Annotated in this window: 22 protein-coding genes; 2 read left to right on the forward strand and 20 right to left on the reverse strand. The window is 42.7% G+C overall.

The genetic code is table 11. From position 1 onward, the window contains the following. Positions 1–186 precede the first annotated feature (186 nt). The 14 genes from FLP08_RS13715 to FLP08_RS13780 all read right to left on the reverse strand — a co-directional run bounded on the left by FLP08_RS13715 (position 187) and on the right by FLP08_RS13780 (position 13,516). A complete protein-coding gene (locus FLP08_RS13715) occupies positions 187–909 on the reverse strand; it encodes a response regulator transcription factor (RefSeq protein ID WP_083642999.1) in 723 nt (240 codons plus the stop codon). A 3-nt stretch (positions 910–912) separates the two neighbouring features. Further along, positions 913–2,490: a sensor histidine kinase gene (locus FLP08_RS13720; protein ID WP_156277493.1), complete on the reverse strand. Its 1,578-nt coding sequence runs from the start codon at positions 2,488–2,490 to the stop codon at positions 913–915. Between the two features lie 64 nt (positions 2,491–2,554). Beyond that, a complete protein-coding gene (gene coaE / locus FLP08_RS13725) occupies positions 2,555–3,148 on the reverse strand; it encodes a dephospho-CoA kinase (protein WP_156277495.1) in 594 nt (197 codons plus the stop codon). Beyond that, a complete protein-coding gene (locus FLP08_RS13730; RefSeq protein WP_156277497.1) occupies positions 3,145–4,092 on the reverse strand; it encodes a YbbR-like domain-containing protein in 948 nt (315 codons plus the stop codon). The genes coaE and FLP08_RS13730 overlap by 4 nt, the downstream gene beginning before the upstream one ends. After that, positions 4,079–5,095, reverse strand: coding sequence for a glycosyltransferase family 2 protein (locus FLP08_RS13735; RefSeq protein WP_156277499.1), 1,017 nt, complete (start codon positions 5,093–5,095; stop codon positions 4,079–4,081). The genes FLP08_RS13730 and FLP08_RS13735 overlap by 14 nt, the downstream gene beginning before the upstream one ends. A gap of 76 nt (positions 5,096–5,171) precedes the next feature. After that, positions 5,172–5,993 (reverse strand): enoyl-ACP reductase FabI, encoded by an 822-nt coding sequence (locus tag FLP08_RS13740; RefSeq protein ID WP_156277501.1) that lies wholly within the window; start codon positions 5,991–5,993, stop codon positions 5,172–5,174. A gap of 216 nt (positions 5,994–6,209) precedes the next feature. Then, complete coding sequence (recN, locus tag FLP08_RS13745; RefSeq protein WP_156277503.1) at positions 6,210–7,862, reverse strand: DNA repair protein RecN; 1,653 nt, start codon at positions 7,860–7,862, stop codon at positions 6,210–6,212. Positions 7,863–7,920: 58 nt separating this feature from the next. After that, positions 7,921–8,811, reverse strand: a complete 891-nt coding sequence (porD, locus tag FLP08_RS13750; RefSeq protein WP_156277505.1) for a type IX secretion system protein PorD — start codon at positions 8,809–8,811, stop codon at positions 7,921–7,923. Next, positions 8,804–10,012, reverse strand: a complete 1,209-nt coding sequence (gene coaBC / locus FLP08_RS13755; RefSeq protein WP_156277507.1) for a bifunctional phosphopantothenoylcysteine decarboxylase/phosphopantothenate--cysteine ligase CoaBC — start codon at positions 10,010–10,012, stop codon at positions 8,804–8,806. Before coaBC ends, porD begins: the two co-directional genes overlap by 8 nt. 15 nt (positions 10,013–10,027) lie before the next feature. Next, complete coding sequence (locus tag FLP08_RS13760) at positions 10,028–10,354, reverse strand: DNA-directed RNA polymerase subunit omega (RefSeq protein ID WP_156277585.1); 327 nt, start codon at positions 10,352–10,354, stop codon at positions 10,028–10,030. Positions 10,355–10,365: 11 nt separating this feature from the next. Beyond that, a complete protein-coding gene (locus FLP08_RS13765; protein WP_202912775.1) occupies positions 10,366–11,190 on the reverse strand; it encodes an outer membrane protein assembly factor BamD in 825 nt (274 codons plus the stop codon). A gap of 117 nt (positions 11,191–11,307) precedes the next feature. Further along, positions 11,308–12,183: a 4-hydroxy-tetrahydrodipicolinate synthase gene (gene dapA / locus FLP08_RS13770; protein WP_156277587.1), complete on the reverse strand. Its 876-nt coding sequence runs from the start codon at positions 12,181–12,183 to the stop codon at positions 11,308–11,310. A gap of 2 nt (positions 12,184–12,185) precedes the next feature. Next, complete coding sequence (locus FLP08_RS13775) at positions 12,186–12,698, reverse strand: DUF6913 domain-containing protein (protein WP_156277511.1); 513 nt, start codon at positions 12,696–12,698, stop codon at positions 12,186–12,188. Positions 12,699–12,817: 119 nt separating this feature from the next. Further along, positions 12,818–13,516, reverse strand: a complete 699-nt coding sequence (locus FLP08_RS13780) for a hypothetical protein (RefSeq protein ID WP_156277513.1) — start codon at positions 13,514–13,516, stop codon at positions 12,818–12,820. A gap of 184 nt (positions 13,517–13,700) precedes the next feature. Here FLP08_RS13780 and FLP08_RS13785 point away from each other — a divergent pair, with 184 nt between their 5' ends. Then, positions 13,701–14,465 carry a 5'-nucleotidase C-terminal domain-containing protein gene (locus FLP08_RS13785; RefSeq protein WP_156277515.1) on the forward strand — a complete coding sequence of 255 codons (765 nt, stop codon included), beginning with the start codon at positions 13,701–13,703 and terminating at the stop codon, positions 14,463–14,465. Between the two features lie 3 nt (positions 14,466–14,468). Further along, entirely contained in the window at positions 14,469–15,377 is a 909-nt protein-coding gene (locus FLP08_RS13790; protein WP_156277517.1) for a bifunctional metallophosphatase/5'-nucleotidase, read from the forward strand. Between the two features lie 2 nt (positions 15,378–15,379). Here FLP08_RS13790 and FLP08_RS13795 read toward each other — a convergent pair whose 3' ends face one another. The 6 genes from FLP08_RS13795 to FLP08_RS13820 are packed head-to-tail and all read right to left on the reverse strand — an operon-like array spanning position 15,380 to position 20,697. Beyond that, the gene (locus FLP08_RS13795; RefSeq protein WP_156277519.1) at positions 15,380–16,060 is read right to left on the reverse strand and encodes a M15 family metallopeptidase; all 681 of its coding nucleotides are present in this window, start codon (positions 16,058–16,060) and stop codon (positions 15,380–15,382) included. A gap of 1 nt (position 16,061) precedes the next feature. Next, on the reverse strand, positions 16,062–18,056 hold the full coding sequence (gene ligA / locus FLP08_RS13800; protein ID WP_156277521.1) for an NAD-dependent DNA ligase LigA: 1,995 nt from the start codon (positions 18,054–18,056) through the stop codon (positions 16,062–16,064). Between the two features lie 18 nt (positions 18,057–18,074). Further along, positions 18,075–18,746 (reverse strand): VOC family protein, encoded by a 672-nt coding sequence (locus tag FLP08_RS13805; RefSeq protein WP_156277523.1) that lies wholly within the window; start codon positions 18,744–18,746, stop codon positions 18,075–18,077. Positions 18,747–18,749: 3 nt separating this feature from the next. Further along, positions 18,750–19,349 (reverse strand): LOG family protein, encoded by a 600-nt coding sequence (locus FLP08_RS13810; protein WP_156277525.1) that lies wholly within the window; start codon positions 19,347–19,349, stop codon positions 18,750–18,752. Positions 19,350–19,353: 4 nt separating this feature from the next. Continuing rightward, entirely contained in the window at positions 19,354–20,202 is an 849-nt protein-coding gene (prmC, locus tag FLP08_RS13815; protein WP_156277527.1) for a peptide chain release factor N(5)-glutamine methyltransferase, read from the reverse strand. A gap of 9 nt (positions 20,203–20,211) precedes the next feature. Continuing rightward, positions 20,212–20,697, reverse strand: a complete 486-nt coding sequence (locus tag FLP08_RS13820) for a GNAT family N-acetyltransferase (RefSeq protein ID WP_156277529.1) — start codon at positions 20,695–20,697, stop codon at positions 20,212–20,214. Positions 20,698–20,711: the final 14 nt, after the last annotated feature.

A 20,711-nucleotide genomic window follows, 5' to 3' on the forward strand; every position in this document is an offset into this window, starting at 1 on the left:
GTGAATGCCATAAAGATAAGTATTGTAGGAAAACCGATCTTAAATTTATGCTAAGATTACAATAATAGGTTCAGTGCTGAAACTGGAAGATTTACCGGGAAAAGATTCAACCTCAGGATCGAGATATTTTACTGCATCATGGCGATTAACCATGATGCAGTACATCCCGGAAACTGAATTTATATATTATGCTTCGGTCTCTTCTTTGTTTTTCACAACAAGCCTGAAACCTTCACCGTGAATATTCAGTATCTCCACGTTCTCGTCCTTTTTAAGGTATTTTCTAAGCTTGGCGATATAAACATCCATACTTCTGGAGGTAAAATAGTTGTCGTCTCTCCAGATCTTGGTTAGCGCCAGTTCTCTAGGCATTAAGTCGTTCTCGTGTAAGGCAAGCAATCTAAGCAGTTCGTTTTCCTTGGGAGAAAGCTTTTGTGGCTCCTCATCTCTGAAAGTAAGGAATCTTAACTTCGAGTTCAGGTGAAAATCACCGATCTCAAATTCAAATTGCTTGGAATCTGCCACGCTATCTGTAGCTTTACGCTGCATGATCGCCTTGATCTTCATTAAAAGTACTTCGCTGTCGAAAGGCTTGTTAAGGTAATCATCTGCCCCAACTTTATAACCTTTCAATACATCCTCTTTCATCGCTTTGGCGGTAAGGAAGATGATCGGGATTTCCTCGTTCTTGTCACGAATCTCTTTGGCTAAAGTGAATCCGTCCTTGTAAGGCATCATTACATCCAGGATACAAAGATCGAAATCGTCTTTTTTGAACTTCTCGAACCCTTCCATTCCGTTTTTGGCGTGAGTTACCTCATAATCGTTCATTGCGAGGTAATCTTTCAGGACGGTTCCGAAGTTCGGATCATCCTCTACTAGTAAAATTTTCTTGTTTTCAGTTTCCATGTATTAAGATATTAGTGGTAGTTTAATTATAAAGGTACTTCCTTTTCCTTTTTCGCTGCTAACCCTGATCTCCCCGTGATGATCTTCTATGATCTGCCTTGCGTAAGCAAGTCCCAGGCCGTGCCCCTTCACATTATGGATATCGCCGGTATGCTCGCGATAGAATTTTTCAAATATTTTCTTTTGGACCAGTTTGCTCATTCCAACCCCCTGGTCCCTTATTTCACAATAGATATAGTTCTTAACGTTCGTTGTATAGATATCGATCTTTGGCGCATCTTCAGAATATTTGATCGCATTGTCCAGGATGTTCACGATCACATTGGTAAAGTGGTCCTGGTTGGCCAGTATCGAGGATCTTAAGGCGCCAAAATGGGTTTGAATATATCCACCACGATCCTCCACGATCAGTTCTACATGCGACACTGCATCATGAATGATATCGTGCAACTGATGTCTTTCTTTCTTGAGGTCAAGTTCGTTCTTCTCCAGTTTCGAGATTCGCAACACATTTTCAACCTGCGCGTGCATTCTCTTGTTTTCGTCCCTAATCATTTGCAGGTAACGGGAAACCTTGGACTCATCGGCAATGACCTTTGGGTTCTTAATGGCATCCAGCGCCAGGTTGATCGTGGCGATAGGAGTTTTGAACTCGTGGGTCATGTTATTTATAAAGTCAGTTTTTATCTGCGATATCTGTCTTTGTTTGATCAGCTGTGAAAGCGCACTGGAATATGCGATCACGATGATCAGGGTGAAAATGATCGAAAGACAGGCCATTAAAATCACCGATGAAAGGACTGCTTCCTTCTTATTAGTAAAGTTAACCAATAATTGGTAACTACTATTCCCGGCCCTATCGGTGAACAAAGGTACCGCGTAGGTGGCGGGATGATCCAGACTAAAATTTTCTGAATGCAGGTTCGTGGCAATCGAATTATTATAGATCCCGAATTCGAATTGAGTCTTTAGATCTCTTTCTTTAAGCTCATCTTCCAGCAATTCTGAAATGGTCTCTTCAGAAACCCTCTTATGCACCGGAAGTCTTACTACCAGTTCAGAAATGGCCGAACGCAGGATATCCTTTTCAACCTCCTCCATCCGGGAAATACGTTCTATATGTTCAATTCGTTGCCTCGCACTTAAGTTGTCACCATCCAACTGATTGTTTCTTACAATATCGGTCACCCTTTTATTGATCATTTTGGTGAACTGAATACTATCCTGGGCGAACTGTAAAAAACCCGATGAGACCTTATAATCTTCCTCTAAAACAGTTTCAGAATTATAATATGTCTCATTTCTGCTTTCATCCCTGTTGGAATAAAAATATTCGGTTAAGGTTCTATCACTAAGTCTGCTATTAATGCTATCGGGATTCTTGAACTGGAAGTAATATTTTTCAAATTCCTGTTTCTGAATCTCATCTGCGACATTAATCAATACCTGTTTAGCATTGTAAGAAAACTGCTCCTCACGGTCATCAATTGTGCTTTTAATCCAATATCCCTGAACGAAAATAATACCGATAAGTGACAGGCTCATTAGGGCAACGAGAAGGACAAAAAGCTTCTTATTCATGCGGTCAAAAGTAATATTTTAACATTTAGAGGTTAAAGTGTTTAACCAAATGTTAACAGAACTTCTAAGAATTTTTGCCTGCTTTTAAGATTTCGAAGTGAATATGTTCAACCTGTTGTTTGGTATGCTCCAGATCCTCGTTATTTATTATGAAATCGGCGAGTTTGGATTTCTTTTCATCGCTCCACTGGTTGTTCATTCGCTGCTGAATTTCCTCTTTGGAGCTATTATCTCTTTTCTTAAGTCTATCTATTCTTAACTTTTGTGGAGCTTTTACCAGGATGCTAAAATCACATTTTTTATATCCGCCGGTTTCAAAAAGAATGGCCGCTTCATAGATCACATATTCTGAAGATTGCTTCCGGTGCCATTGTTCAAAATCTCTGGCCACTGCAGGATGAATGATCTGGTTTAGTTTAGCCAGCATTTCCTGGTCATTGAATACTTTTGAGGCGATGAATTTACGTTCCGGCTGGTTGTCCTTGTATGCCTTTTCCCCGAAAAGGCCTATGATCTTTTCCCGTATTTCTTCGGAAGTTGACATCAGCCTTTTCCCTGCCTCATCAGCTATATAAACCGGTATGCCCATTTCTTTGAAAAATCCGGCTACGGTGGTCTTCCCGCTGCCTATCCCGCCAGTGAGTCCAACTATTTTCATCTTTTGATCACGAATTGAATGCGGCGCTCGTTCAGCCTTACGTTATTTACAAAATCGGGCTTTTCCACGATCTGGGCGATCATATAATCGTCTCCTTTCTTGATGTCCTTATAATTGCAAATCACCCTGAAGTCGGCAGAGCTTACGCTCTCGAACTGCTGCAGGTTCACTTGGTAATAGACGATTACGGTTTTAGGAAAGTAAGCCAGGTTAAGGTCATCTGGTACATTGATCACCTCCACGGCAATTTCGGCACTACCCTCGGTGAACTTTTCAACTTCTTGGAAATATTTTACGGTATTCTCGTAGAAGCTCAATTCTCCCAGGCTGGAAGTATCAAGGCCTACCTGTCCGTTAAGATCATTATTCACCTTATTCAATTTAATAGACCTAGTAGGCACACTGGTAAGACTGTCGATGATCTCCTCGGGACCGCTAACTTTTACTGAATCTGGTTGCAGTTTTATCGGCTCATCGGCCGAAAATCCTACGGCGTAGCTCACCTCAATCCTGGGCTCTACCTTAAGCATCTTCTCTTTTTTGAACTGAAATGGCACCACGATCTCTTCCTGCACAATCAGGGAGTTTTCAAAATCTATCTTCAATTGCTGCTCGATATCCGAAAGATGGTTCTGCAGGGAATAAACCAGCTTACCATCATTTTCCCGGGCTTGGGAGAGATCTACTTCCAGCCTGGGATTAAAAAATTTATAGTAATATATGCTGAAACCATTATCCTGTAACTGCAGGTCCACATGGTCTGGCCTGTCTTCAGAAATACTCTTATCCAGCGGGGTGTTTATGTAACTAACCGGAATCTCTATCACCTGCGTATAGGTTTTGGAAAACTGGACCAGTATCCAGACCACTGCAGAAAAGACCAGGAAGAAACTGAAGGTCTTCACACTGGATTTTTTAAATCTTGGTTTTTTACGCAGCTCCATCTTTTTTGAAAAATAGTTGTGGAAATTCCTTTTCGGGATTTTTGTTCAGTAAACCGGTCTTGATGGTGGAGTTTAAAAATCCTAATCCGTAACCCGTAAACTGGACCATCGCAGCCCTTATCGCGAGTATACCAATATAAATACTTTTATTTTTTATCGCTGCATCCAAGGCAATAATTAGGAAATAAATAAGGTACCCCCCCAGGAAGAAGCTTTCGCCGGCAATTGCCAACAAAATTGAAATAAGAAATCCAAGAATAAAAAAGCTGGGGAACCAGTAGGTGATCCTGGCCGATCCCGGGTGCCATTTATTAAGAATAGGCCTTACCATCCCGAATTTCTTGACCTGAAGATAGAACTTGCTCCAGTCTATCCGGCGTTTATGAAATACCTTTGCTCCAGGAATAAGACAGATCCTAAACCCTGATTTTTTCAGTCTAAGACTTAGGTCGGGATCCTCTCCGGGGTGAATCTGCCCGAAACCTTTACTTGCCTCAAAAGCCCTGCGGCTAAGACCCATATTAAAACTACGGGGCTGGAACTCATCCACCGCCTTTTTTCCACCCCTAATTCCGCCAGTGGTAAAAAAAGAGGTCATGGTATAATCTATAGCCTTCTGAATATCACTAAAGGATTCATGAGCCGCATCTGGGCCACCAAAACAGTCACATGGCCTCTCAGAAAGAAAAGCATGCACCTCCCTGAGGTAATTTTCGGGAAGGATGACATCAGAATCCAGGATGAGAAAATAATCTGCCCTGGCCTTTTTCATTCCGAAATTACGAGAATCCCCGGGGCCGGAATTGCTTTTATAGTAATAACTGATATTGAGATCTTCAGAAAATTTCTTAACCTCCTTATCTGCCCTTATACTTGAACCATCTTCCACGATCACCACTTCAAAGGAAACCTTGGAAATGATCTTCCTCATACTTTCCAGCAACTCCCTGATCTCGTCGGGGCGATTATATACCGGAACAATAAAGGAATACTCTGGTTGCATGTAATGGTTTCAAAATAATACTGCCGAAAACCCTCCTTCAAAGAAGTAGCTTTCGGCAGCATAAGTTTATTAATTTTTACTCTTCGTCTTTGACAAATGCTTCCATCACTTCCTGGCTTACTCCAGTATTGGAGAAACCACCATCGTGATAAAGGTTCTGAAGGGTAACTTTTTTTGTAAGATCTGAGAAAAGGGTCAAAGTATACTCCGCGCATTCTTCTGCCGTAGCATTTCCTAGCGGGGACATTTTTTCAGCAAAAGCGATAAAGCCATCAAAGCCTTTTACACCCTGCCCGGCCGTGGTTGGCGTAGGAGACTGCGAAATGGTGTTCACCCTTACTTTCTTGTCCTTTCCGAAGAAATAACCAAAGCTACGGGCGATCGATTCCAGATACGCTTTATTGTCTGCCATATCGTTGTAATCTGGGAATACTCGCTGTGCCGCCATATAACTAAGCGCAACAATACTTCCCCACTCGTTCATAGCATCTTTTTTGTAAAGCACCTGCATGGTCTTGTGAAAAGATACCGCAGAAACGTCCCAGCCTTTGGTAGTGAAATCATAGTTCATGTCTGTATAATGATTTCCTTTTCTAACGTTTACCGACATTCCGATGGAATGAAGTACGAAATCGATCTTACCCCCTAAGATTTCTATGGACTTTTCTACCAGGTTTTCCAGGTCTTCCACTTTGGTCGCGTCTGCAGGAATGATCTCAGAACCGGTCTTTTCAGCCAGGTTCTTGATGCTACCCATTCTCATTGCAATTGGCGCGTTGGTAAGCACGAATTTACCTCCTTCTTCATGCACCTTTTCGGCAGTTTTCCAGGCAATGGAGTTCTCATCCAGCGCTCCGAAAATAATTCCTCGTTTACCTTTTAACAGGTTATATGACATGTGATTTTTATTTTGTGGTTGTTAAGCTTGTAAATATAGCAAAGTTAGTGGAAACGACTTAGCAGTATTTTGTATTCAGTAATCAGTATCTAAGAATTTGAAATTTGGGGAACTGCTGATTTTTCAATTTATTGAAAACTACCATAAAATTTAGACATGCCTGTTGGATTGCATTTCGCTCACAATGACAATTTACTCACTACTAAATTCTCAATTCTAATTAAGCAAGGCCCTTGCATGAGCCCTGGCAGAATCACTTTTGGTGTTCCCGCCAAGCATAAGCGCCAGTTCCTCGATACGCTGCTCTTCTTCCAGCCTGATGATCTTGGTCTGGGTCGCGATCTCGTTATCTTCTTTAAAGATCTTAAAATGAGTGGCTCCCTTCCCTGCGATCTGCGGCAGGTGCGTAATGGCGATCACCTGCATAGTGTTACCCATTTTCTGAAGGATCTCACCCATTTTTTTAGCAATCTCACCCGAAACCCCCGTGTCTATCTCATCAAATATAATGGTAGGTAGCTTGCTCTGTGCGGCAAGTATGCTCTTAACGGCTAGCATGATCCTGGAAAGCTCTCCTCCGGAAGCGGCTTTTTTGATCTCCTTAAAACTTCCACCCTTATTTGCGGCGAGATACCATTCCAGTTTATCCTGCCCGTTGGCCAGGAATTCTGTGCCACGTTCAAGTTCGATGTTCAGCCTGGCATTTGGCATCCCCAGATCTTTCAGGATCTTCTCGGTTTGTTCAATAAAGGCCGGGATGATCTTCTGCCTGTTCTCGTGCAGTTTCCCTGCGATCTCAGACAGTTTCTCCTTTTGCAACTTTATCTCTTTCTGAATCTCTTCCAGGGCTGCGTCGGCATTTTCGGTTACGGAAACCTTCTGCCTAAGATCGCTCATGATATCCAGCAGCTCCTCGATATTCTCGGCATTGTGCTTTTTCTGAAGATTATAGATCACCTGCAGTTTCTGGTTCACCATTTCCAGCTCCTCGGGATTGGCCTCTACCCTGTCCAGGGCATTGGTCATTTCTGCCTCCAGGTCGTCCAGCTCGATGATCGCACTTTGTACCCTTTCATGAAAACTCTCATAGCTGGCTGAAAACTGGGCGATCTTTGCAAGATGGGATCTAACGCTTTTGAGGCTTTCGAGGCTCCCTACCTCCTCCTGTTGTAATAAATTGATCGCTGAACTCAGATTTTCAGTAAGTTCCTCAACATTGTTCAGCTCCTCGTAACGCTCTTCCAGCTCTTCCAGCATTCCTGGCTTGAGATTTGCCTCTTCCAGCTCGTTCAACAGGAAAATATTATAATCGTATTCCTTTGCGGCCTGGGATTGCTCCTCCTTTAGCTCCTCGAACCTGTTCTGTAAGATCTTATATTCCTTTAATTCCCTGCGATACTGCAAAATAACCGACTCATTCTTGGCAATAGTATCTATCACATTGAACTGGTAATCTGCATTGCCCAGGCTTAAGGTCTCATGCTGGCTGTGAATATCGATAAGGTAAGTACCTAGTTTCTGAAGGGCCGTGATCTTTACCGGCGTATCGTTTATAAATGCCCGGGATTTTCCCGAAGGCAATATCTCCCTTCTAATGATGCTTTGCTGCTCGTAATCGAGATCCTGTTTTTTAAAGAAATCCTCCAGTTTATAATTAGAGATGCTGAAGCTACCTTCGATAACGCATTTCTTGTTGGTATCCCGAATAGAGCTGAAATCTGCCCTGTCGCCAAGCAACAGACCTAAAGCTCCCAGCATGATAGATTTACCCGCTCCGGTTTCTCCGGTAATAATAGTAAAACCGGCCTTTAGATCGATATTTATATCTTCGATTAGGGCGTAATTCTTAATAGATAGAGATGTAAGCAAATCGGTTAAAATTTGTGCTAAATATACGAGAGAAAAGTAATGAAATCAACCAAAAACCCTAGCGAATATTTCGCCAGTTTCTGGCATATCTCGGGGCGATATTATTTAGGGTTTCAACCAGCCCTGCGGTATCTCCAAAGGCAGGCCCTCCCGAGTAGATAGAAGAGATCTCATCTGCCTTAGAATCGAAAAAGGTTCTAAGCAAGAGGGAATTGTTCCTCCTGTTATTCATTACCTCTAAATCGTTAAGCGCTTCAGCGATCTGGGTTTTTCCGGCCAGGATATCTTCGTGCATCACGTCAAGCCCCAGGCGATGATAATCATATAGAGCAGACCTGTATTCGGCAAAAGTGTTCGCCAGCAGGTCTGTAATTAACCTGAACCTGGAACGCTGCCCGTCAGATCCCTTCCAACCGCGGTAATTGCCCTGTTGAGCATTGGTCACTATACGATTGGCTTCCTCGTAATAGGTAGTTCCGCCGTTAAGAGCAAAGGTATCTGCATCCATCCCTAGAATGGTGTAGATATAAAATGAGATCACAGAGACGAGATTCGATGTATAGGTGTTCTGGCTGTAATCCAATGGCTGATATTCGCGATAAGCAAAACTGAACTGTTCATCGTTAAAGTTGAACACAGGAGTTATCATGGAACTTCCGTATACCGGCCTGGAGGATTGTACCTGGATGGTGCCATTAAAATTCTCACCTTCAAAACTGGTGATGGTGATGAACATGCTGCAATTAATTCGCTCATGTGGCTGGAATTTCCTTTCGGTCCAGGTGGTCTGATTCACGAATTCGGTAAGAGATCTTTCCAGGGTTTTAAAAACGGAAAGGTTGTTCTGCCCGGTCTGTTCAGCATTCACGATGATCTCACAATTGAGTTGCTGGGCCGTACACACCTGCAGGCCAACAAAAATCATTATGAAACTAAATATCTTATGCATTTATTAATTCTACGATCTCCTTTAAAATATCCCTGGCGACCTCGCTTTTTGTTTTCAGTTCGAAGTCTTTTTTCCTGTCCGGATATATGATGCTGATCTTATTGGTATCACCCTTGAATCCGGCTCCTTTATCGTTCAGTGAATTTAAAACAATAAAATCAAGATTCTTCTTTTTCAGCTTTTTTCTTGCGTTTTCCTCTTCGTTATTGGTCTCCAGGGCGAAACCTATCAGCTTCTGGGAGGCTTTCACCTGCCCGAGGCTAAACAGGATATCTTCTGTTTTAGTTAATTCCAGGCTCAGAGTATCATCGTTTTTCTTGATCTTTTTATCGGCCACCGTCTTAGCCTTATAATCTGCCACGGCCGCAGCAGCGATAAAAACATCTGCATTTCCAAAATTCTCATGGGCAGCTTCATACATATCCCTCGTACTGGTAACTCTTATCAAATCTATCCTTTTATCATCTAAATTTAGATGCGTAGGACCAGAGATCAATACAACTTCAGCACCCATTTCGGCGGCGTTAAAGGCAATTTCATAACCCATTTTTCCACTGGAATGGTTTCCTATAAAACGTACGGGATCTATAGCTTCGTATGTAGGCCCGGCAGTAATGACCACTTTTTTACCTTTTAAAGGCAGGTCACGGGTAAAACGATCTTCCAGGAATTCTAAAATATCTTCAGGTTCGGCCATTCTTCCTTCACCATGCAGGCCACTGGCAAGCTCGCCGGTACCGGCAGGGATCATTATATTCCCATAAGCTTCCAGGGTCTTAAAACTTTTGCTGGTGGAAGGGTGTTTATACATGTCCAGGTCCATGGCAGGTGCAAAAAAGACCGGACATTTGGCTGAAAGGTAAGTCGCCAGCAGGAAATTATCGCTGTTGCCCGAAGCCATTTTAGAAAGCGTACTGGCAGTAGCAGGGGCTATAAGCATGAAATCGGCCCAGAGGCCGAGTTCAACATGATTATTCCATTTCGCATTTTCATCCTCCTCATCTGTGAACGAGGAAAAGACCTCGTTTTTGGAAAGGGTGGAAAGTGTAAGCGGAGTGATAAATTCTTTGGCAGCAGGCGTCATGACAACCTTTACCTCGGCACCTGCCTTTACAAATAAACGTACTAAAGAGGCAGTTTTAAATGCGGCAATACCTCCGGTAATTCCCAATAAAACCTTTTTGCCCTTAAGTACAGACATATTTGCTTCCAGATTCTATTCTTCGGTATCCTTAGTGTTGCGGTAGTAGATCTTGTCTTCTAACCATTCCTGGATAGCAAGCGACTGTGGCTTTGGCAATCTCTCGTAGAATTTAGAAACCTCGATCTGCTCCTTATTCTCAAAGATCTCATCCAGAGAATCGTTGTAAGTAGCAAATTCATCAAGCTTTTCTAATAATTCCTTTTTGATCTCACCATTTATCTGGCCGGCTCTTTTAGCAACTATAGAGATCGCTTCATAAATATTCCCGGTTGGCTCATCTACCTTGTTCCTGTCGATAGTTGTCGTGTTCACCGGTGCATCAATTTTCTTAAAATCCATCATTCCTGTTATTAAAAATTCTGTAACCTTTTATCTATTTCTGATAAGGAGTCTTCCAGTTGCGGAATATACTCTCCTTCAGGATAATATTTTTTGTAAGCTTTGTAAAATTCTTTCGCTTCTTCCAGTCTCTCTTCCATCAGGAACTGAAAACTGTTTATCGCCAGTTTATACGCCGAGTCGAACCTGTAGTAATAGGCATCTTCCCTGAATGGGGACCCCGGGTAATCTGAAATAAAGTTATTAAACGAAGCGATGGCCGCTTTATAGAATTCGGTATGGTGATATTGTTTGGCGATCTCGTAAGCTTTCTTCTCAAGCTTGATCCTTAATTCTGTAGCTTTTTCATTAGCCGACTCTACGAATTCACCTTCTGGATATTCATTCAGGTAAACCTGTAATTCTTCAATTGCTTTATGAGTATCTGTCTGATCCAGGTCATACCTTGGAGACATATAGTAATGACTGGATGCCTTTTTATATGTAGCCTCCTCTGCCTTCTGGCTGTTAGGATATAATTGTAAAAATCTTTGGAACTGGAAAGGCGCGTTGATATAATCTCCCAGCTGGTAATACGTATCTGCCAGAAGGAAAACAAGTCGCTCTCCTTGTGGTTTGCCGCGAAATTCAGGTTCTATTTGCTCTAGCAGCCTTAAAGATTTTCTAAGCTTCTTATTGCTGTCTTCTGCTTTGCCTTCGTTATATAGCTCTTCTGCCGCGGTATACTTTTCAGCAGTCTCCGTACTCTTAAGCAACTGTTGATACTCGCTACAAGAGACCGTCATCAATAGTAAACCTAAAACAAGAATTCCTTTTTTCATGATACGTAAAAACATCTGGCAAAAATACATTTTTTGTTACTATAAAAAAAAACTTTCCTAATCCTTACAAATAACAGCTTTAAGCAGCGATTATTGCAGGTATTTCAGGAAAGTTTTTTCTGTAGAGTTTATCTAAAATCTATCCATAAAGTCATTGATCCTGGCCGTTAAAGCTTCAGAAGCTTCCACCAGCGGCAGCCTGAGATTGTTCTTCACCATTCCTTTTTTTGCCAGCAAGGCCTTGATCCCGGCCGGGTTACCCTCAGCGAAAATAAGGTCTATGGAAGGAGCGATCTTATAATGTAATTTATAGGCTTCAGCAACGTTACTTTTAAGGCCGGCTCTCACCATATCTGAAAATTCCCTAGGCAGTCCCTGCCCGATTACCGAGATCACTCCTTTTCCTCCGGCCAGCGTCATTGGCAGGGTGATCATATCATCTCCAGAAATCACCTTGAAATCTTCAGGCACCATGCTTATGAGTTTCATGGCCTGCACGATGTCCCCGGCAGCTTCTTTCACCCCGATGACGTTCTTGAAATTCCTGGCGATACGGTTTATAGTTTCCGGCAATATGTTAGAAGCCGTTCTTCCCGGTACATTGTAAAGGATGATAGGAAGTGGAGATGCCTCGGCCACCGCTTTAAAGTGACGGTAAATACCTTCCTGCGTGGGTTTGTTATAATATGGTGAAACCGAAAGGATGGCATCAAAACCATCCAGGTTAGATGTTTTCAACTCTTCTACCACTCCGGCAGTATTATTTCCTCCTACTCCCAGCATAAGCGGAAGTTTAGCTTCATTTGCCTTGATTACGGTTTCCTTTACCAGTTCTTTTTCCTCATGGCTAAGGGTCGCATTCTCTGCGGTAGTTCCCAGCACCACCAGGTATTCTATCCCGTTCTCGATCTGGTCTTTTACCAGCCCGGTAAGCGCGGCGGTATCTACAGACAAATCATCATTAAATGGAGTGATTAATGCTACTCCAGTTCCTACAAAGGATTCCATCATTATTCTCTTTTAAAAATTCTATAATATTTTTTTATTTCCTGCTGAAAAATATCCAGGTCGGCAGCATGAACCTCAACCTGGTAAAGCCCGAAATTATCTGGGGCATTTCCAAATACCATTCCAGACCTCGCTTCAGCAGCCAGCAGTGAAGCAAGTTCCTGCTTATTACTGAAATAACAGACCAGAAGTTCAAATTCTTCTGCAAGGAAATCCAGGATCTCCTGAGACCTGAACTTACCTGAAGCTGAAACTTCCCTGGTATCCAGCTTAATCACCTTAACCATGCCGGAAACTTCAAAATTGGCACCTAGAACCACCAACTTAAGCTCCTCCTTTTTAAAGCCTAATTCACCAGAGAGCTTCACCAACTTCTGAATGCTTTCCCCATCTGCGGCATCTGTAATTATCCCTATTTTCCTATTTACATTCTCCCTTGAATTCTCCTTCCTATTTAAGGCTTTCCGAATTTTCCGGGAATAGATGGCATGTTTGAGTCTAACAGGGATCATCATTGATTTTTGGTGCGACAAATGTAAATAAATTAGATTAACAACAAGGGAGATAGTTCACCGGGAAGACGCGTAAATATTGGAATTTAACAGGTTTCCTCAATTTGTATAAAATCTGAATGCTAGACCAGGTTTATAAGTTTCAGCTTCCTTTCCTTGGTTGAATAGAATTTGAAGGCCAGGATGATGGCGCTAAATTGAAGAAAACTTTTCAGTAAAAGCACGCTCGTATCTGGCAGGTAGAAAACTGACATATCTCTTAAAATATCTGCCACCACGATGGCCATGACCAGGGTAACGAAAAGAACCGATTTTCGGGAATAAGAATTGAGATAATAGATAAGCCCAACGATGACCAGCACCAGCAAGTTCAGGTAATACAGTGAGTAAAATCCAAATTCAACGATCCCCGCGATCTTGCTTTCCAGTTCCTGAAAATGACGGTACACAAAAAAACAATTGGCCCCTATCATCATTAAGAAAAACAGGATCATAAAACGGTTAGCGGTTTCACGCTCGGTATACCTGTGTGCCTCCCGGGTAAGGAAAACATAAGAAGCCATTTGAAAGAACATAAGCATAAGGCCTGTGTACTGGGTGTCGTTAAAAAAACCAAGTATTTCGGCTATCACGCTAAAGCCTAAAAACAGGCTTACATTAAGGCTCTTTAAATTCAGTTTTCTGTAAAAACCGGCCAGCAATATGAAGTAAGCCGAGAGTTCAGCAACATTGGAGAGCCAGGAAATGTCGTAGATCAAAGCCCACAAACTAAGGATCAGCATAGGTACACATGCCAAAATAAAAACCTGACTTCGCTTCATATATAATTAATGAGGTGGGTAAATATAAAAAAGAATATAGATTTTTAAGATTTTTTTAACCTTAAGCCAATATGCTTATTTAAATTTTCTTTACGAGTTTATCAAGCCTAGGCTGTGTGTGGCTATTTTTCAGGAAAAGCAGATTGGATTTTTTGTTTTTATATTTGCAAAATATTTCAAGCCCATGAACAAGATTCAAATCATTCTACTTTCCTCTTTTCTCGTCCTGGCTTCCTGCAAGGAAAACAAAACCGGGAATATTGTTGTGACAGAGACCAGATCAGAAAGAATTCCCATAGATAATGAACTTGAGGGAGATGAAGAGATCACTAAATTCATTGCTCCTTTCAAGGAACATCTTAACCAAACCCTGGATTCAGTAATAGCCTACAACCCCAAGCTTCTTTCCAAGAACGACGGAGACCTGAACACGGCGCTGGGAAATCTAATGGCCGATATAGTTATGGTACAGGCCAACCCCGTAATCAGGAAAAGAGCAGGCAGGGATATAGATTTCGTTCTTCTAAACCATGGCGGGATTAGAGCTGAACTGCCGGCCGGAGGTGTTACAACCCGTTCGGCCTATAATTTAATGCCATTTGAAAATGAGATCGTAGTAGCTGAGCTTAGCGGAAAAAAGGTAAAGCAGCTGTTAAGATACCTGGAAAAAGCGAAAAGAGCGCACCCGGTGAGCGGTATCAAAATAAAAGCCAATAATGATTACAGCATTTTTGAAGCCCGTGTAAAGGGAAAAGAGATCAGCGAGGATCAAACCTACCTCGTAGCAACTTCAGATTATCTTTATAATGGAGGGGACAATATGAAGTTCTTCGAAGACCCGGTAAATCTGTATGGCGCAGATTACAAGATAAGGAATGCCCTTATCGATTATTTCAAGAAGGTAGATACCATCAAGACCAGTATAGACGATCGTTACACTAGAGAATAGGATATGAAAAGAAAAGAATTTATTCAGAATACCGCCGCGGCGACGGCATTTTTAAGCCTTGGTGGCCTTTCTGCGCTATCTCTCAAACCGGCTGAAAAGCATATTACCATTCTCCACACTAACGACGTGCACAGCCATATAGAACCCTTTGGACCCGATGAAGGCAGAAATGCCAACCTTGGAGGTGTGGCCAGGAGAGCCAGCCTGATTGAAAGTATCAGGCAGGAAAACCCGAACACGCTTCTACTGGATGCCGGGGATATCTTCCAGGGGACTCCCTATTTCAACTTTTATGGTGGGGAACTGGAGTTTAAATTGATGAGCAAGCTGAAGTATGATGCCGCCACTTTAGGAAATCATGATTTTGACAACGGCATTGAGGGCCTCTACGCTCAGTTACCACATGCCGACTTCGATTTCGTCATCTCAAATTACGATTTCAGCAATACCATAATGGATGGGAAAACCAGGGATTACAGGGTTTTTAATAAAGATGGAGTTAAGATCGGGGTTTTTGGACTTGGAATAGAGCTTCAGGGCCTTGTAAACGACAAATTGTTTAAAGAGACCAGATACCTGGATCCGGTAGAAATGGCTACGGAGGTAAGCTCCAAACTTAAAAATGAGGAAAACTGCGACCTGGTGATCTGCCTTTCGCATTTAGGATACGAATATAAAAGCAATAAGATCTCAGATGTCAAACTGGCCAGGGCAACCGAAAATATCGATCTTATCATTGGAGGACACACGCACACCTTTTTGGAAAAACCAAGTGTGGAAACCAACAAGGCCGGAAAAAAGGTACTGGTGAACCAGGTGGGATGCTACGGACTTTACCTGGGAAGAGTGGATTTCTTCCTGGATTCTCAGAACAATATCAAGGCTGATGGCGCGAAGGTCGCGGTGAGATAAGTTTATTTCACCGGGAAATCAAAATATTTATCCGGAAAAGGCTCTGCGTCATAGGTATAATGCCACCACTCTTCAGAATAAGATCTGAAGCCGTATTTTCTCATGGTTAATCGAAGCAGCTCCCGGTTCTTTTTCTGTTCCGGGCTAATTTGTTGCGTATTATGATGGGATATTTCTCCAAAGAAGTCATAACTGCCACCCATATCCACATTTTCGCAATTAGCTACATGTATCATGCTAAGATCTACCGTACTACCCCGGGAATGACCGGACTTACTCGCAATATAACCAAATTCAAAAAGGTTCTTTTTCGCAACATTAGGGTAGAATTCCTGTTTCATTATAGTGTCTTCCCTGTCCCGTGCCCACTCCACGAAATGATCTACCGCCCGTTGCGGCCTATAGGCGTCGTAGACCTTCAGCATATAGTCTTTCATAATGAGCTCCTGCTGCACCTTTCGAAGGGCTTCCGCCGCAGGCTTACTCAAAATTGCCCTGGGGGTTTCATAACCGGTAATGGGTTTTCCAATAAAGTTATAGTCACCGGCATATCTTATTTCCTGAACGATCCCGGGGATCACCTCATCCACATACACGAAACCTTCGGGCAATTCCTGGGAGAACAATGACCTTAAGCAGAAAATTAAAAATATAAAGCTTAGATAGATCCTGTTTTTCAGCATTCTAATTCAGCATTTTCAGAAAATCATCTTCACTTATGATATTGGTTCCAAGCTTTTCTGCCTTTGCCAGTTTACTTGGTCCCATATTGGCACCTGCCACCAGGTAATTGGTCTTGGAAGAAATTGAACTGGAGACTTTTCCGCCATTATCCTCGATCATCTTTTTAAGATCATTCCTGGAAACCTTTTCAAAAACCCCTGAGATCACGAAACTATTACCTCCCAGGACATCGGTTTGATTTGCCAGTTTCTCTGCAGAAATCTCCAGCTGTACCCCGTAATCCTTTAGCCTCTGAACGATCTCGCGGTTAGATTCAGCATTAAAAAAGTCGGCCACGCTCCAGGCGATCCTCGCGCCTATCTCATCTACATTCACCAGTTCTTCTTCAGAAGCCGCAGCCAGTGCATCTATATTCTTAAAATGTTTGGCCAGTTTTTTAGCCACAGTCTCTCCAACATACCTAATTCCCAGAGCGAAAAGCACTCTTTCAAAAGGGATTTCCTTAGATTTTTCGATCCCCGAGATCAGATTGTCGGCAGATTTTTCGGCCATACGCTCCAAGGGAAGTATATCTTCCTTTTTGAGGGTATACAGGTCGGCATAATTTTCAATAAGGCCGGCATTTACCAGCAAGGCTACGGTTTCTCCTCCAAGGCCTTCTATATCCATGGCCTTACGGGAAATATAATGCTGAATACGGCCAATGATCTGCGGCGGACATCCATTGGTATTCGGGCAGTAATGCTGGGCTTCGCCTTCATTTCGAACAAGCTCCGTATCACATTCAGGGCAATGGGTCGCGTATTTGGTAGGTTCGCTATCCGGATCCCGCCTGGTAAAATCTACCCCAACGATTTTCGGGATAATCTCCCCTCCTTTTTCCACAAAAACAGTATCTCCCTCGCGCACATCCAGTTTCTCTATCTGGTCTGCATTATGCAGGGAGGCTCTTTTAACAATTGTACCGGCCAGTTGTACTGGCTGCAGATTGGCAACCGGGGTAATAGCCCCTGTTCTTCCCACCTGGTAGGTGATCTTTTCCAGTTTAGTACTTTCCTGCTCTGCCTTGAACTTGTAAGCCATGGCCCACCTGGGTGATTTGGCGGTATGCCCAAGCTCCTCCTGTTGGTAAAAACTATTTACTTTCACCACCACTCCATCTGTCTCATAAGGCAGGTCGTGCCTGTGGTTATCCCAGTAGTTGATATAATCCAGCACCTCTTCTATAGAATTTTTCAATTCTGATTCCTGCGGAACCTTAAACCCCCATTCCCTGGCCTTTTCCAGGCCTTCGAACTGGGATTCTATACCGGTATTTTCCCCAACAATGCTGTATAAAAGACATTCCAAAGGCCTTCTTGCCACCTCGGCACTATCCTGAAGTTTCAAACTTCCCGAAGCCGTATTTCTTGGATTCGCATAAGGCTCTTCCCCTATATCCACCCTTTCCGCATTCATTTTCGCAAAGCCTTCATAAGGAAGAACGATCTCTCCCCTGATGTCAAATTTCTCAGGAAAACTACCCTTCAATTTTAATGGCACAGACCTAATAGTACGAACATTATTGGTCACATCATCTCCCTGGAAACCATCTCCCCGGGTCACGGCCCTGTCCAGGATACCATTTTTATAGGTTAGACTTATGGACGCTCCATCGTATTTAAGTTCGCACACATACTGCAGCTTACCGTCGACCACCTTTCTAAGCCTCGTCTCCCACTCTTCCAGCTCCTCTTTTGAATAGGAATTGGAGAGCGAATACATCCGGTGATCGTGCACCACGGTCTCGAAATTCTTGGTAATCGCTCCACCAACTCTCTGGGTTGGAGAGTTAGGATCTTCAAATTCGGGATGTTTTTCTTCGAGTTCCTGAAGCTCCTTTAGCTTCATATCGAATTCATAATCGCTTATCTGGGGTTTATCCAGCACATAATAATTGTAGTTATGCTGCTGAAGTTCCTCTCGTAGCTCCTGAATCCTTTTTTCGACGTCCATATTAATATATGCTTGGTATTAGACTTTGGAAATATTCAGCTTATCCTTGCTGAATTCCAGTTGATATTTATTTTTTGAGTGTTCAAATTCCAGCTCGAAATCTGAACCATGGGCCTTATCTCCTGTAGGAAACCAGTCTTTTTTATCACCATCGATAGTGATCAGTAATCCTGAAGCCTCACCGATCGCACAGAACCTTTCAAAATCCCCGTCGAACCTGTTGAGGTTACATTCCAGGTTCAGCTTTTCGAATTTGCTGGTAATATCATTGGTAACCAAGCCAATTTCTGCGACTCCCACTATATTATCGGCATTAAAGATGGCCGATTCTGGCGCATGAAATTCCCGGCGGGATATAAATTCCATAATGTTATGATCCCGGTCGTAGAAATAGACCGATTTAGCTTCCCAGTTAGAAAAGTCTATGATCTTATCTGTATTATAGTCTAGCACCGGCACGATACTCTCCAGCCATTCCAGGGCTTCCTTTTCCTGATTATCTGGCACATGCAAAGCGATGTGATAGGGAGTGGCATTTTCGCGATATTTGAACTTTAGCACAGAATAGCCCATTTTCAGCTCGAAGCTATCTTCTGAAAGGCCAGAGACCTCAAAGCCCAGCTCATCCCGGTAGAAATCGAGCTGTTCCTCGAGATTGGAGGTATATACACTTAGAGATCTTATTTTCATGATTTATGTTTGATTCTTATTCATCCATTTTGGAACCGGTTTAGGCTCAAAACTTCTCATTTGTTCAAGTAAATCCTCGAAATCATCTGAAATCAGCAAAATATCCAGGTTGTCCTTTTTCAAAAGTCCTTTTAAACACATCTTATTCAGCATTTGCACAAGGTCATCATAAAAGCCCCCAATATTAAGAAGACCAATTGGCTTTCGGTGCAGCCCCAGTTGCGCCCAGGTAACGATCTCAAAAAGCTCCTCAAAAGTACCAAAACCACCCGGTAGGGCAATAAAAGCATCGCTCAACTCGTTCATGGTGAGTTTTCTTTCGTGCATATCCTGGGTTGTGATAAGCTTATCCAGGCTTTCGTGTACCACTTCCTTTGTTTTCAGGAAGTCTGGGATCACCCCTGTTACTTTTCCCGTGTGCTCCATGACTCCTCGAGCCACCTGGCCCATTAACCCAAGCTTACTACCGCCATAGACCAGGCGAATTCCCTGGCTGGCCATTTGCTTTCCAATATCATAAGCAGTCTCGTAGATCTGCTGGTCGTTGCCATCACTACTGGCACAGAATACGGCCAGGTTATGTATCTTATTCCGGTTGTTCATTATATTATTTCCTGCTTGCTTTCAGCAATCGATGATTGCCAAAAATATCCTTTTTAAGTTCGGCTTCAAAACCTAATTCCTCCAGCATTTGTTTGGTCTCTTTACCCAGGTACTGGTTGATCTCAAAATATAGCATTCCATTCTCTTTTAGCGCATCCAGAGCCAGTTCTGCTATCTTCCGGTAAAAAACCAAGGGATCATCATCCTTCACATATAAAGCAGTTGCGGGCTCATGGTCCAGCACATTTTTGTGCATGGCATTTTTCTCCAGCTCCCTAACATAGGGAGGATTCGAAACGATAATGTCATATTTAGCTTCCAGGCTTTCGGTTTCCAGAATGTTTACCTCGTGGAAATCTATTTTTACCGAATTCTCCCTGGCATTAACTCTTGCCAAATCCAGGGCCTCTTTCGAGATATCGAAAGAACTTACTTGTGAGTTTTTCAGCTCTTTGGCCAGGCTCACAGGAATACAGCCGCTACCGGTCCCAATATCCAGGATTTCTAGTCTTTGCCTGGAATCTTTATGATCTGAAATGATCCAATCTACCAGCTCTTCGGTCTCAGGCCTGGGAATAAGAGTACTTTTATTAACCCTGAAGCTATAACCGTAAAACTGGGCGACTCCTGTAATATGCTGAACAGGCTCATGATCTTTAAGCCTGAGCAGAGCCTTTTCAAACTTTTGATGCTGATCTTCTGAAACCTCCACACCGGGATTCAGGGCGATATCTAACCTACCCAGGCCTAGATAATGTTCTGTAAGGATATAGAAAAAAGAGTCTATTTCAGTTTGAGGAAATTCATCTTTTAAAGCTTCCTGAAATTGATATTTTAATTGAGAGACCTGCATGCTTCTAAATTAAAGATCCTTCAGCATAAAAACCGTGCAGTTGTAATGACCGGTATCCCCCAGAGGTTTTTCAATAACCTCAAAACCATTCTTATCATAAAGTCGCCGGGCGTTCTCCATATATGGCAAGGTTTCTATATAACACTTCTCAAACCCATTTTGCCGGCCAAATTCCAGACATTGAGTGATCATCTTCATTCCTATTCCCCTTCCCCTGGCTTCCGGTAGAAAATACATTTTTTGAAGCTCACAGATCTTTTCTTCTAAGCCTGTTAAAGGCGCGATCCCGGCACCGCCGATAATTCTCGAATTTTCTTCAACAACAAAATAGGCCATTCTATCATCTGCATAGGTTGCGGTCATATCATCCAGCGCCTTATCCTCATAAGCGGTCCCTACTTTTGGAACTCCCATCTCAACCAGCACTTTCCTAATTAATTCTTTAACCTGCTGATTATCTTCGGGTTTTATTTCCCGAATTTTCCATGTATTCATTCTGCCTAATTAAT

Origin of the sequence: Christiangramia aestuarii, assembly GCF_009735585.1 — a bacterium.
Lineage (GTDB): Bacteria > Bacteroidota > Bacteroidia > Flavobacteriales > Flavobacteriaceae > Christiangramia > Christiangramia aestuarii.